The 13,504-nt window shown below is 70.8% G+C and carries 11 protein-coding genes; 7 read left to right on the forward strand and 4 right to left on the reverse strand.

The window, feature by feature from the left end:
• Nucleotides 1-77: 77 nt before the first annotated feature.
• Together glgB and ABLG96_RS12565 are read left to right on the forward strand one after the other, a co-directional pair.
• Nucleotides 78-2,237: a 1,4-alpha-glucan branching protein GlgB gene (gene glgB / locus ABLG96_RS12560; RefSeq protein ID WP_353651488.1), complete on the forward strand. Its 2,160-nt coding sequence runs from the start codon at nt 78-80 to the stop codon at nt 2,235-2,237.
• Between the two features lie 246 nt (nt 2,238-2,483).
• Nucleotides 2,484-3,719: a neutral zinc metallopeptidase gene (locus tag ABLG96_RS12565; protein ID WP_353647724.1), complete on the forward strand. Its 1,236-nt coding sequence runs from the start codon at nt 2,484-2,486 to the stop codon at nt 3,717-3,719.
• A 46-nt stretch (nt 3,720-3,765) separates the two neighbouring features.
• On the opposite strand, the gene ABLG96_RS12570 is transcribed toward ABLG96_RS12565, so the two are convergent.
• Nucleotides 3,766-4,746 (reverse strand): tetratricopeptide repeat protein, encoded by a 981-nt coding sequence (locus ABLG96_RS12570; protein WP_353647725.1) that lies wholly within the window; start codon nt 4,744-4,746, stop codon nt 3,766-3,768.
• A 156-nt stretch (nt 4,747-4,902) separates the two neighbouring features.
• On the opposite strand from ABLG96_RS12570, the gene ABLG96_RS12575 reads away from it, so the two are divergent.
• A complete protein-coding gene (locus tag ABLG96_RS12575; protein WP_353647726.1) occupies nt 4,903-6,222 on the forward strand; it encodes a DUF1800 family protein in 1,320 nt (439 codons plus the stop codon).
• Between the two features lie 46 nt (nt 6,223-6,268).
• The gene (locus ABLG96_RS12580) at nt 6,269-7,576 is read left to right on the forward strand and encodes a DUF1501 domain-containing protein (protein ID WP_353647727.1); all 1,308 of its coding nucleotides are present in this window, start codon (nt 6,269-6,271) and stop codon (nt 7,574-7,576) included.
• A 4-nt stretch (nt 7,577-7,580) separates the two neighbouring features.
• Here ABLG96_RS12580 and ABLG96_RS12585 read toward each other — a convergent pair whose 3' ends face one another.
• Nucleotides 7,581-8,969 (reverse strand): HAMP domain-containing sensor histidine kinase, encoded by a 1,389-nt coding sequence (locus tag ABLG96_RS12585; protein ID WP_353647728.1) that lies wholly within the window; start codon nt 8,967-8,969, stop codon nt 7,581-7,583.
• Nucleotides 8,966-9,655 (reverse strand): response regulator transcription factor, encoded by a 690-nt coding sequence (locus tag ABLG96_RS12590; RefSeq protein WP_353647729.1) that lies wholly within the window; start codon nt 9,653-9,655, stop codon nt 8,966-8,968. The genes ABLG96_RS12585 and ABLG96_RS12590 overlap by 4 nt, the downstream gene beginning before the upstream one ends.
• A 74-nt stretch (nt 9,656-9,729) precedes the next feature.
• Here ABLG96_RS12590 and ABLG96_RS12595 point away from each other — a divergent pair, with 74 nt between their 5' ends.
• Together ABLG96_RS12595 and ABLG96_RS12600 are read left to right on the forward strand one after the other, a co-directional pair.
• Nucleotides 9,730-10,986 (forward strand): MFS transporter, encoded by a 1,257-nt coding sequence (locus ABLG96_RS12595; protein ID WP_353647730.1) that lies wholly within the window; start codon nt 9,730-9,732, stop codon nt 10,984-10,986.
• A 99-nt stretch (nt 10,987-11,085) separates the two neighbouring features.
• Nucleotides 11,086-11,610: a MarR family transcriptional regulator gene (locus ABLG96_RS12600; RefSeq protein ID WP_353647731.1), complete on the forward strand. Its 525-nt coding sequence runs from the start codon at nt 11,086-11,088 to the stop codon at nt 11,608-11,610.
• A gap of 42 nt (nt 11,611-11,652) precedes the next feature.
• On the opposite strand, the gene ABLG96_RS12605 is transcribed toward ABLG96_RS12600, so the two are convergent.
• Nucleotides 11,653-12,255 (reverse strand): TetR/AcrR family transcriptional regulator, encoded by a 603-nt coding sequence (locus ABLG96_RS12605; protein ID WP_353647732.1) that lies wholly within the window; start codon nt 12,253-12,255, stop codon nt 11,653-11,655.
• Nucleotides 12,256-12,365: 110 nt separating this feature from the next.
• Here ABLG96_RS12605 and ABLG96_RS12610 point away from each other — a divergent pair, with 110 nt between their 5' ends.
• A complete protein-coding gene (locus ABLG96_RS12610; protein WP_353647733.1) occupies nt 12,366-13,472 on the forward strand; it encodes a DUF3533 domain-containing protein in 1,107 nt (368 codons plus the stop codon).
• The last annotated feature ends 32 nt before the right edge of the window (nt 13,473-13,504 follow it).

Below are 13,504 nucleotides of genomic sequence, written 5' to 3' on the forward strand. Positions count from 1 at the left end.
AGCCGACTCCCCCGGCGGCCACGGCCCCGGCGGCTCCGGCGGCCCCGGCCCCGGCCGCTCCACCAGCTGCCCCGCAGATCCCGATCGACGACCTGGAGCGTGTCATCGGCGGCGACACCCACGATCCGCACGGGATCCTCGGGCGGCATCCGCAGCCGGACGGCAGCACCGTGGTGCGCACCCTGCGGCACCACGCGCGCAGCGTCACGTTGATCACCGAGACGAACGAGTTCCCGCTGGAGCACCTGCACGGCGGCATCTTCGCGGTCACGGTGCCCGGTGAGCTCGGTGACTACCGGCTGCGGGTCGACTACGGCGACGATGCCGTCCACACGGTCGATGACCCCTACCGCTGGCTCCCGACGCTCGGCGAGGTGGATCTGCACCTGATCGGTGAGGGCCGCCACGAGAATCTGTGGGACGTGCTCGGCGCACATCCGCGCAGCTACGACACCCCGATGGGCGAGGTGCACGGCACCTCGTTCGCGGTCTGGGCCCCGAACGCGCGCGGCGTCCGGGTGACGGGCGATTTCGACCACTGGAGTGGTGCAGCCCAACCGATGCGATCGCTGGGCAGCAGCGGTGTCTGGGAGATCTTCCTGCCGGGCGTCGGACCTGGGTCCAACTACAAGTTCCAGATCCTCGGACCCGACCGGGTCTGGACGTCCAAGGCGGACCCGATGGCGTTCGCCGCCGAGGTCCCACCGGCCACCGCGTCGGTCATCACCCGCAGCTCCTACCGCTGGGGCGACGAGGACTGGCTGGCCGAGCGCGCCGAGCGCGACGCGCTCAGCTCGCCCATGTCGGTGTACGAGGTGCACGCCGGGTCCTGGCGCAAGGGACTCGACTACCGGGAACTCGCGCACGCCCTCGTCGAAGACCTGGACGCCACCAATTTCACCCACGTCGAGTTCCTGCCGCTCACCGCGCACCCGTTCGGCGGCTCGTGGGGGTACCAGGTGACCTCGTACTACGCACCGGATCCCCGGTTCGGGTCGCCGGACGACTTCCGCTACCTGATCGACACCCTGCACCAGGCCGGGTACGGCGTCATCCTCGACTGGGTACCTGCGCACTTCCCCAAGGACGCCTGGGCGCTGGCCCGATTCGACGGCACCCCGCTGTACGAGCACGCCGATCCACACCGCGGCGAGCAGAAGGACTGGGGCACGCTGATCTTCGACTTCGGTCGCAGCGAGGTCCGCAACTTCCTGGTCGCCAACGCCCTGTATTGGCTCGAGCAGTTCCACATCGACGGGCTGCGGGTCGACGCGGTCGCCTCGATGCTGTACCTGGACTACAGCCGTGAGGCCGGCGAGTGGACGCCGAACATCCACGGCGGCAACGAGAACCTGGAAGCGGTTTCGCTGCTGCAGGAAGTCAATGCCACCGTCGGGAAGCGCGTCCCCGGAGCACTGATGATCGCCGAGGAGTCGACCGCGTGGCCCGGCGTCACGCGGCCGACGCATCTGGGCGGTCTGGGCTTCCACCTGAAGTGGAACATGGGCTGGATGCACGACTCGCTGAGCTACGTCTCGCGGGACCCGATCCACCGTTCATGGCACCACAACGAGCTGACCTTCTCGTTGATGTATGCCTTCACCGAGCAGTTCGTGCTGCCGCTCTCGCACGACGAAGTGGTGCACGGCAAGGGATCCCTGTGGGGCAAGATCCCGGGCGACGGGTGGCGTCGGGCCGCGACCCTCCGGGCGTACTACGCCCACATGTGGGCGCACCCCGGCAAGCAGCTGCTGTTCATGGGCGGCGAGATCGGAAACCCGCTGGAGTGGAACGACAACACCTCGGTGCCGTGGGAGCTGCTCGAAGACCCGCTGCATGCCGGAGTCCGCTCACTGATCGGTGATCTCAACAGCGCCTACCGGGAGCACCCTGCGCTGTGGACCCAGGACTTCGATCCGGCCGGGTTCCAGTGGATCGATGCGAACGATCGCGAGGGCAACACCTTCTCCTACCTGCGCTGGGGCACCGACGGCTCGGCGGTCGCCTGCGTCGTCAACATGTCCGCCACCCCGCACCAGCAGTACCGGATCGGGCTGCCGCGTACCGGCACCTGGCGGGAGATCGTCAACACCGATGCCGCCGCCTACCGCGGTTCCGGGATGGGAAATCTCGGCTCGGTCGAGGCGGTGGAAGGTCAGTGGCACGGTCAGAGCGCCACGGCCGAGATCGTGTTGCCACCGCTGGCCACGGTCTGGCTCGCCCACGACGGCAGCTGACGAGGACCCGACCGGGCACCCTTGCCGGGACGCGAACGGACGGAGACGGGTGGGATCGACGTGACACGCCGATCCCACCCGGTCCGTCCGGCCCCGTGGCGAGCGCCCGTGATCGGGTTGTGCGCGCTCCTGCTGATCTCCTGCAGCTCCGGTGCCGGTCCAGGCGCGTCATCGACCCTCGCGTCAGCCGGGACCAACGCTCCGGCGGACCCGCAGTCCACCCGCTCGACCGGGACGGGTGGAACGGTGGTCGACATCGACGGCGGTGCCGGCCTGGACACCGGCGGCACGTTGATCCACCTCCGGCAGACGCCCACCGTCGTCTCCACCACCTCCGGTCGCGACGTTGCGGCCCTCCTCACCGACCTGGAGACCTTCTGGTCGCGGCAACTCGAGGGCGCGTTCACCACACCTCGCGGCGGCTATCTACTCACCGACACGGCCGACGTCCGCGCGGTCAGCAGCGGTGCTACCGCGTCCTCCGGGCCAACGGCGTCCCCGACCAGTACGCCCGCAGCCCCGTCCGCGGGACCCGGCGCGAGTGCCGGTCCGACTGCCGACTACAGCTGCGCGGGCAACGCGGATGCTCTGCGCAGCAACGCTTTCTACTGCCCGGGTGACGACGCGATCGTGATCGATGCCGGCGCCCTGGTTCCGGTGGTGCGGAGCTCCTACGGCATCGGTGGTCTCGCTGCCGCGCTCGCCCACGAGTACGGTCATCTGGTCCAGGCCCGCATCGGCCCCACCTCGGCCCAGCAGCGCGACGATCCGGAGCGGTATCCGCAGGTGCTGATCGAGGCCCAGGCAGACTGCGCCGCCGGCGCCTATCTCGCCTGGGCCGCCGGCACCAGCCCGGTGCCGGGCACCGCGCGACTGAATCTCCCGGTCGCGACGCTGCCGCGCAGCATCTCCACGCTGGTCGACTTCCGCGACAGTGCCACGGCACCCACCAGCGAGCTGTTCCACGGCTACGGCCTCGACCGCCTGCGTGCCGTCGTCCGCGGGTATCAGCAGGGTGCACGTTCCTGCGCCGCGATGAGGGTCGGCGACCTCGACCTGACGCTGGGTCGGGCGGGGACGACGGCTCCGAGTGCGACGGAGCGGTATCCGGACGCGGCTGCCGTCGCCGGTGCGGCCAACGCAGCGCTCGACTCCTTCGACCCGGGCGCGCGGGGCGTCGCGGCCAGGGCGTCGGACGCGGACCTGGCTGCTGCCACGGAGATCGGGCAGTTCGCGCAGGGCTCGGCCACCGTCCTGGCGTTCGGCCGACGCCGGATTCCCGCCGCTGCCGACTGCTACCTGGGTGCGTTCTCCCGCGCCCGGTACGGCCATTCAGCGGCCGGAACCCTGGGGTCGTGGCGTTCAGACGCCGACGAGGCCATGGACCTGGTGATCGCCCGGAGCACGGCCAGTGCCACCGGCTGGGCGCAGATCACCGAGTTCGTCACCGGCTTCGGCGGCGGGCTCGCGGCCTGCCGCTGAGCTGTTCCTCGTTCTCAGTACAGCCCGGACTCAGTACAGCCCGGACTCAGTACAGCGCGGCAGCCAGCGAGCGGCGGGCCGCCACCACCTGCGGGTCGTCGACGTCGAAGAGCCCGAACAGCAGCACCAGATGTTCCCGCAGCGCAGTCTTCTCCTCCGGCCCACCCCGGCGCACCGCACCGATCAACCGGTCGAACGCGCCGGCGACATCGCTGTCGGCAACCTGCACATCGGCGGCGATGCACTGCGCGGCAACATCATCAGGTGCGGCGTCGGCCAGCGCGACCGCACCCTCCGGAGCGGCGGCGACCCGGCCGTAGAAGATGGCGGCGGTGCGCCCCCTGGCAGCGTCGGCGTTGGCCGGCTCGCTGTCGAGGATCTTCTGGAATGCGGTCTCGGCATCGGCATACGACCCGTCCGACATCAGCTCCTCGGCGGCGGTCAGCCGGGGATCCTCCGGCTTGGGCGGGGGTCCACCGTTCTCTGCCTCGGCCGCGGCGATCCCCGGCAGCCGGTCGCGCAGTGCGTCCAGCAGCCCGGTGATCCACTGCCGCACCTGCGGTTCGGTCTGGACGCCTGTGTAGGAATCGACGGGCTGACCGGCGGCGAGTGCGACGACGGTGGGCACGGCCTGCACGCCGAACGCCTGGGCAACGCGCGGGGCAGCGGTGACGTCCACCTGCCCGAGTACCCAACTACCCCCGCTCGCGTCGACGACGGTGGCCAACACCGACGCGGCGTTGTCCCTGGCGTCGCCCAGCTCGATCACCACCAGCACCTGCGCGGAGGCTTCGACGACCTGACGGAAGTTCTCCTCGGTCACCTCGATGACGAACGGGGAGCGGGGAGCGCCCGGGGTTGCGGCCGGGTCGGGCGATGCCGCAGCGTCCGGACCGGGCGTTGCCCCGGCGGGCACGGCCGGCTGCTGGGCGCGGGCGGCAAGAGAGCTCAGGTCGACGGCACCGGCGAACGCGGCGCTGACAGCAGCCTGTCGCTGGGCTGCGGGGGGAGGGGTCGGTCGAGTCATGACTCCATGGTTCCACGTCCGCCCGCCGCGGTGCGACCCGCTGTGCACACCCTCGCTGCCGCTCAGCGGACAGCAGAACGGCCCTGAGCTGAAGACGAGCTGAAGACCCGGACCGCAGCGGAGCGCTCGCGTGGTCCTGGCCGCAAGATGCTGGGTATGACGACTTCCGGCGCTCTCGACGACACCGCCGTGGCTGCCCGGCTGCTGGACAGGTTCACCTTCGGCGCAACCCAGTCCGAACGGGCGGCGGTCGTCGGGCAGCGCCCTGGCCAGGTCATGCAGACCCTGCTGGGCCGTACCGGCACCGCGCTCCCGGACGGCGTCGCGCTCCCGGAGTTCCCGGCTGTTGCGAAGCGGAGCAAGGACGAGTCGGCCGATGCCAAGAAGCAGCGTCGCGAGCAGCTCAAGGCCCACCGCGCCACGCTGCTGCACTGGTGGATCTCGACGGCCACCCGGTCCGATCACCAACTGACCGAACGGATGGCCTGGTTCTGGAGCGGTCACTTCGCCACCAGCATCGCCAAGGTCCGCAGCGCAGACCTGATGTACCAGCAGTACGGGGCGCTGCGCAGTGGCGGAACCGGCGAGTTCGCCGCGCTCGCGCAGACGATGATCGTCGATCCGGCCATGCTCCGGTGGCTGGACGGCACCGCCAACAAGGTCGGTGCGGCGAATGAGAACCTGTCTCGCGAGTTCCTGGAACTGTTCGCCCTCGGACCGGGCGGATACACCGAGGACGACGTGCGCGCCGGCGCCCGCGGGCTCACCGGCTGGACCGTCGACCGGAAGACCGGGAAGGCGCGACACGTCGCACAGCGCCACGACGACGCATCCGTGACGTTCCTCGGGAGGACCGGACCGCTGGACGCCGCAGCCTTCGTGGCGCAGGCACTGGCGCAGCCGCAGAGCCCCCGGTTCGTGATCGACCGCATCTGGTTCCGCCTGGTGTCGACCACCCCACCGGACACCCCGACCCTCCTGCGACTGCAGAAGGCCTACGGCGCCGGCGATCTGGCCGCCCTGCTGCAGGCGCTCGCTCTGGAGCCAGCGTGGGCGGATCCAGCATCCTCCCTCGTCAAACAACCGGCGGAGTGGCTGATCGGGGCGGTGCGGGTGTGTGCGATCGATCCGCGCACCCTGCCGGACGCTTCCCTCACCGCCGTCCTGAAGGGTCTCAGCGCGTTGGGTCAGGTGCCCTTCGCCCCGCCCAGCGTGGGCGGCTGGCCCAGCGGAAGGGCCTGGCTGACCGCGGCGACCGCCGTCAGCAGGGCGCGGCTGGCACAGCGTCTCGCGGCCGTCGCACCGGTGCGCACGATGCTCGGTCGGTCTCCGGCGGCGCGCGTCGACGCCCTCGGCCTGTTGCTCGGCCGAACCTGGACCGACCGCACCCGGGCGGCGCTGCTGGCCGTGGCCGACTCCCCCGTCGATGCACTCGCCCTCGCGCTCTGCTCCCCCGAGTACGTGGTGTCGGCATGAGCCACCGGAGCTCGGCCATCCCCCGACCAGCCGAAGAGGTTCAGCGATGACGGTCCCCAGCACCCGCACCACCAGCCTGTCCACCTGCGTCAGCGGTCTCACCCGTCGTCGGTTCCTGCAGTACTCGGGGGTCGCAGCCGCCGGCACCCTGGCCGTCGGCTGCACCTCACCGGTCGTCGGTGTCGCCGACGTCCTGGCGGCAACCGCTGCCGCACCGCGCAGCACGGAGGACGGCGTGCTGGTGGTCGTCACGCTCTACGGGGGCAATGACGGCCTCAACACGGTGATCCCGGCTGCTGACCCGGTCTACCAGAAAGCCCGCCGTGACCTCGCCTACCAGCCGCACGAAGTACTGGACCTCGGCGAGGGGCTGGGTCTCAACCCTGGCCTGGCCGGTCTGAAACGTCTGTGGGACAGCAAGAATCTGGCGGTCGTCCGGGGTGTCGGGTACCCGACACCGGACCACTCGCACTTCCGGTCGATGGCGATCTGGCAGACCGGCTCACCGACCACCAGCGTTCCGTCCGGGTGGCTGGGGCGGTGGCTGGACAGCACGGGATCCGCCGATGCGCTGCAGGCGGTGTCGATCGATCCGGTGATGCCGCCGCTGATGGCCGGCGCGCAGCGATCGGCCGCGTCCTTCCCGCCCGGCGGGCTGCAGCTCCCCCGCGGCGCCGTCGGGACCGGCATGGCAGCCCTCGGGAACCCGTGTGCGCAGGACAGCAGCTGGCAGGCCGCTGCTGCCAGGGCGATCTCGGAGATCGAGGTGATCAGCGACGCCCTAGAGCCCGCGGTCGCCACAGCACGACAGACCGACAGCGATCCGGCAGCCGAGAGCACCGAGCAGCAGGGCGCGACCACGGGCGGACGCGGAGCGCTCGACGTCCAACTCGGGTTGGTCGCCGCGATGATCGAGATGGGCGCGCCCACCCGGGCATACTCGGTCTCCCTCGGCGGCTTCGACACGCACTCCGATGAGCGCGACACCCAGCAGCGGCTGCTGGGCGAACTCGACGGTGCGCTCACCGCCTTCCAGCACCGGATGAGCGCACATCCGTTGGGGCACAGAGTGGTGACGATGGTCTACTCCGAGTTCGGCCGCCGGGTCACCGCGAACAGTTCCGAGGGCACCGACCACGGGACGGCCGGGCCGATGTTCGTCCTCGGCGACCAGGTGCTCGGCGGCTTCCACGGCGACGAGCCCTCCTTGTCCGCGCTGCAGCAGGACGACCTGAGCGTGACGACCGACTTCCGCGACGTGTACGGCACGATGCTGCAGGGAGTGCTGGGCGCCGACCCGGCCCGTACCCTCGACGGCTGGACAGGGCACCTCGACGGACTGCTGCGCGCCTGATCACTCAGGCCGACAGGGGCGGTGTCGGCGGCACCTCGGAAGTGGCGGTTGCCGGCAGCACCAGACGGAAGACCGCACCGGCGCCCTGCGGCAGCCCCGGTGGTCGGGTGTCCCACAGCAGCACGTCGCCGCCGTGGACCCTGGCGAAGCGTCGAGCCAACGACAGCCCCAAGCCAGAACCCGTTGCTGCAGAACGACTCCGGTCGCCGTCACCGCGATACATCCGCGCGAAGATCAGCTCCCGTTCGGCCTCCGGTACGCCGGCCCCGGCATCGGCGACGTCGAGTGCGACCGTCCCGTCCGCCGCGCTCCACCGGCACTCGACCCACGGCTGCTGCGCGTCTGCCGACGCTCGCACCGCATTGTCGAGCAGGTTGCGGACCATCCCCCGCAGTGCCGTCGGCTCCGCCACCACGATCGTCGGGTCCGCCGCCGAGCCGATGGCGAGCTCGGGCTGCAGCGCGAAGCGGACCCGGGGGTGGATCTGCTGCAGGACACGCATCTGATCGGCGGCCATGCCGTACAGCGACAACGGTTCCCGGCGCTGCGCCGCACCCGGCTCCGACCGAGCCAGCGCGAGCAGCTGGTCGAGCAGCTGGCTGCTGCGCTGCACCTCACCGACGATCTGCGCCAGCAGCTCGTCCCGTTCGTCCGGCCGGAGTTGTTGGTGCAGCAGTGATTCCGCTGCCAGTCGGACCCCGGTCATCGGGGTGCGGAGCTCGTGGGCCACGTCCGCGAGGAACTGCTCACCGCGGATCCTGGTCTGCACCGCCTCCTGTTCGGCACCCTCGAGGCTGTCCAGCATGCTGTCCAACGCGGTCGCCGTCTGACCCAGCTCGCTGGTGGCCGGCGTCGGATCGAGTCGTACGCCGCGTTCGCCGCCGGCGATCCGGCGGGCGCTCTGGGCCATCCGGCGCAGCGGGTACAACACGCTCGTCGCCAGCAGGACTGCCAGCAGAGCTCCGAGCAGCAGTGCTGCCAGACCGGTGAGTACCAGGGTGCGGGCCAACGTGCTGCCGGCCTGGTCCACCAGCGCCGAGTCGATCGTCAGCACCAACCGTGCTCCGCGCACCTGGCCAGTGCCCGCCAGCACGGCCTCCCGGCGCGGCCCGCTGACCGGAGCGGCACCGAGTTGTTCGCCGGACGGCAGCGTCAGGGTCGCCCTGACACCCTGGGCGTCCACCCGGTTCACCAGCTGCCGGGGCGCCGTGCCCTGCAGAGCCAGTTGCCTGGCCAGCTGCAGCCGGCTGGTCAGCAGCGCGGAGGCGGCATCGTCGGTCTGCCGGGTGTACACGGCGCCGACAACCCAGCCCGCCGAGACCAGGGTGATCGCCAGGATCGCGACGACGCCGATCACCAGCCGGGCGCGCACTGCGGGGGTCCGAACGCTCACGTCGGATCCCCGAGTCGGTAACCGGTCCCTCTGACCGTGTGCAGCATGCGCGGGCCGTGCTGCTCCAGCTTCCGGCGCAGCGCGGACACGTGGACCTCGACCACGTTGGGATCGAAACCGTCGTATCCCCAGACAGCAGTGAGCAGCTGTGTCTTGGTGACGACCCGACCCGGGCGGGCCGCCAGATACCCGACCAGCCGCCGCTCGGTGTCGGTGAGCTCGAGCAAACGGCCGGCACGCAACACCGTCATCGCGTCGTCCCGCAGCTCGAGATCACCGACGACGACAGCGCCTGCCGACCCCCCGGCCCTGCGCAGCAGCACCCGGCAGCGCGCGATCAGCTCCGCCATGGCGAACGGCTTCACCAGGTAGTCGTCCGCACCGTCGGTCAGACCGCGGACCCGGTCGGCCGTGGCATCCCGGGCAGTCAACATGAGCACGGGGATGCCTGTCCGGGAGCGGACAAGATCCAGCAGCGCAAAGCCGTCGCGCCCGGGCAGCATCACGTCCAGGATCACCAGATCAGCGGGTCGCTCCTGCAGCTCGCGCTCCAGCTCGGTGCCGTCCGGCAACGCGGTCACCCCGAAGCCTTCGGCGACCAGGGCGCGGGACACCGTGGTGCGGATCGGGACCGAGTCCTCGACCAGCACCACCCGCGCCGGTCCGGGGGTCTGCACAGTTCCCATTCTGCCCCGCGCGGGTGCACCACGACCGACCCCACAGGAGCTGACCGCCGCGCAGCGGCCTAGCGTGGCAGGAGATGACGGGCACTCGGAGCGCGGACGACTTCCGCTGGGGACCGATCCTGGTTCCCGCCTACGGCCCTTCGGCGTTGGCTTCCGTCGGCGCGGGCGCACTCGTACCGATCGTGCCGCTGACCGCCACCGCCGAGGGCGCCGGTATCGGGGTGGCCGCTCTGGTGGTCGCGCTCGCAGCCGTCGGCCAGCTCTGCGGCGACCTACCGGCCGGTGCGATCGCCACTCGGCTCGGCGAACGCAGGGCGCTGATCCTGGCCGGGCTCGTCGATGCCGCCGCGATGGTGCTGGCCTACCTCTCGACGTCGTTGTTCGTACTGGGACTGGCCGTGTTCGTCTCCGGGCTCTCCGGGTCGGTGTTCAACCTCGCCAGGCACTCCTGGATGACGGTGGCCGTCCCGCTGCGCTTCCGTGCCAGAGCGCTGTCGAGTCTGGGTGGCGTCACCCGCATCGGCGCCTTCCTCGGCCCGTTCGCCGCCGCAGCCACGGTGTCGGTCTGGAACGTCCATGCCGTCTACCTGTTGGCCGCGGCCACCGGTATCGGGGCCACTCTGATCGCCGCCGGTGTCCGCGATCTCGACGACACCGCCGGCAGATCCGCTGCGCCGCAGGCTGTCCGGTCGCAGGCGTCGGCGCAGAAGGTGACGATCCGGTCGCTCGTCAGCAGCAATCGGGGTGTGTTGCGCACGCTGGGGGTCGGGGTGCTGCTGCTGTGTGTGGCGCGTGCATCGCGGGACAGCGTGTTGCCACTGTGGGCCGAGGCGCAGCAGCTGGATCCGGCCACCATCAGCATCATCTTCGGCATTGCCGCCGGTCTGGAACTGCTGCTGGTCTATCCGGGCGGGGCGGCGATGGATCGCTTCGGGCGGGTGGCCGTCGGGGTGCCGGCGACCGCGGCGATCGGCCTCGGTCTGCTGCTGCTGCCGCTGACCAGCTCCGCGGTGGGGATCGCGGTACTGGCCTGCGTGATGGGTATGGGGAACGGCCTCTCCTCCGGCCTGGTGCTGACCCTGGGCAGCGATGCAGCACCGGCCGTGGGTCGGTCACAGTTCCTGGGCATCTGGCGGCTGTTCGCCGACGTCGGGCGGGTCGGCGGCCCCGGCCTGGTCGCGTTGATCGCGATCTTCGCCCCGCTCGCCGTCGGATCACTGGCCGTCGGAGCGGTGTCGATGGTGGGGTCGTGGTGGCTGGCGCACTTCTCCCCGCAGCTGGTGCAGCGCCGCGCTCGCCGATCCACGGTGCACGACCCTCCCACCAGCTGAGACGGTGCTGCCGGCCGTCGCTTCGCGTTCGATCGACCCGACGTCCGCCCGCTCGGGTCGCCCCGATCGTCGCAGCGGCCGATTGCTACCGTCGAGTACATGAGCTCACCCGGCACCCGCGGAGCCCGCGCGGCAGCCCTGCCCTTCGACCCGATCGACCGTGCCGCACAGACCTGGGCGGAGCGGATCGGCGACAACACGGCGATGGCGGCCGTCACCAACATCATGCGCGTCCAACAGATCCTGCAGGCCGGCGTCGACGAGGCCCTCAAGCCGCACGGTCTGACGTTCGCCCGCTACGAAGCGCTGGTACTGCTGACGTTCTCCAAGCAGGGCAGCCTGCCGATGCGGCTGATGGGAGATCGCCTGCAACTGCACCCGACCTCGATCACCAACATCGTCGATCGACTCGAGTCGGACGGCCTGGCCCAACGGCTGCCGCATCCGACTGATCGCCGGACCACCCTGGTCGCCTTGACGGACGAGGGTCGCTCGCGCATGCAGGAGGCCACCGCCTCGGTGACCGCGGCGCGGTTCGCCGTCGTCGGACTGCAGGACGACGAGCTGGACGCGCTCACTACGCTGCTGACGAAGGTGCGGCACGCAGCGGGCGACTTCGACTGAAACCGTTGGCGTACACCGCATCCTGGTCCAGCGGCAGCTCTGTCAGTCCCGGTACTCGAGCAGAGCGGTGAGCAGAGCGCGCAGCCACTGACGGTGGGCCTCCGAGTCCGGGTCGAGCAGCAGGTCGAGGGTCGAGCCGTCGTGGACGGTGACGACGGCTCTGGCAAGGGTGTGCGGCGTGCGCATCGAGCGCGGTAGCGCCGTGAGGTCCACGACATCCCGCAGGGCGGGCACCAGCGCCTGCACCACCGCGTCCCGATGCCGCTGCAGTGCCGCAGCGGCATCGGGATGGCGCGCAGCGTGCAGGAAGTACTCGGTCTTGATCATCGTCCAGTCGCGATCAACACTCAGAGCTGCGACCACCCGCTCGACCAGTGCCGGGACAGTTCGCTCCCCCCGTCCGGCCAGCGCCTCGGCGACCTGCGTCGCCACCCGCCCGGCGCGCTGCTCGTAGAGGGCGAAGAACAGCTCGTCCAGCGAGGCGAAGTTGGAGTAGAACGCGCCTCGGGTGAATCCGGCGGCCTCGCAGACCTCCTCGATGCTCGTGCGGCCGAAACCACGCTGCGCGAAGACGGTCGCTGCGGCGTCGAGCAAGCGGGCCAGGGTCTCCCGTCGTCGACGGGTGGTCGGGGGTGACGCTGTCATACCCGTCACTCTACCTGTCGGATACGCTGATGTATCGGATACGTTGATGTATCGAATGCGTTGATGTATCTAAAGACGCGCAACCCGGCGCGCCCAGGAGGACGGACCTGATGACCCAGACGACACACGGCAGGCACGAAGCCCCGGAGGCCGAGGCCCCGGACGCGCCCGACGGCGCGGAGACTACGGAAGCGGCTGCGCGACAGGGTTTCTGGGCTGAACTGGCCGGCGCCGTCTCGGTCCGCACGGTCGGTCTGATCCTCGGAGTCCTGCTGCTCCAACTCGGATTCGTGCTGTCCTACGTGGGTGCCTTCCACCAGCCGACCCCGCACCGCATCGAGATCGCGGTGGTGGCGCCGGCAACCGTCTCTGCGTCGACGGTGGACGGACTCAACGGCATCGAGGGTGAGCCGTTCGCGGCCACGGCCGCAGCCGACGAGGCCTCTGCGCGGCAACAGCTGCTGGACGGGACCACCAGCGCCGTCTACCTGGTGAACGCCTCCGGCACCCAGGACACCCTGCTGGTCGCGTCCGCCGGCGGCGCCTCCAAGGCCACCGCGATCGAGGCCGAGTTCCGTGGCGTCGAGGCCGCCCGCGACCGCACCGCCAGCGTGCAGGACGTGCTGCCCACCCAGTCCGGGGACAACCGCGGTCTCACCGGTTTCTATCTGGTGCTCGGGTGGACCGTCGGCGGCTACCTCGCCGCCGCCCTGCTCGGCATCGCCATGGGCGCCCGCCCGGCGACCCCGCGGCGGTCGGTGTTCCGGCTGCTGGCGATCGTTCCCTACGCCGTGCTGTCGGGTCTCGGCGGAGCACTGGTCGTCGGTCCGGTGCTCGGCGCGCTCACCGGTCACACCGTGGCGCTGTGGCTGCTCGGGTCGCTGGTGGTGTTCGCCGCAGCGGCCGTGACGATGGCCTTCCAGGCCCTGCTCGGAGTGCTCGGTATCGGGCTCACCGTGTTGGTCTTCGTGATCCTGGGCAACCCCAGCGCCGGGGGCGCCTACGCTCCTGAACTGCTGCCGAGCTTCTGGCGGACCATCGGCGGCGCCATCCCCAACGGGGCCGGAACCGCGGCCGTCCGCTCGCTGGTCTACTTCGGCGGGCAGGGCGTCGGCCTGCGCCTGGTGGTCATCGGTATCTGGGCCGCGGCGGGCGTGGCGCTCGCGCTGATCGCCTCGCGGGTGATGCACCGTCGCACGGATCCCCTCCAGGCCTGAGCGTCGGCCCGGCGGGAGGACTCGTGCGCGTC

The sequence above is a fragment of the Nakamurella sp. A5-74 genome (assembly GCF_040438885.1).
In the GTDB taxonomy this organism is placed as follows: Bacteria; Actinomycetota; Actinomycetes; order Mycobacteriales; family Nakamurellaceae; genus Nakamurella.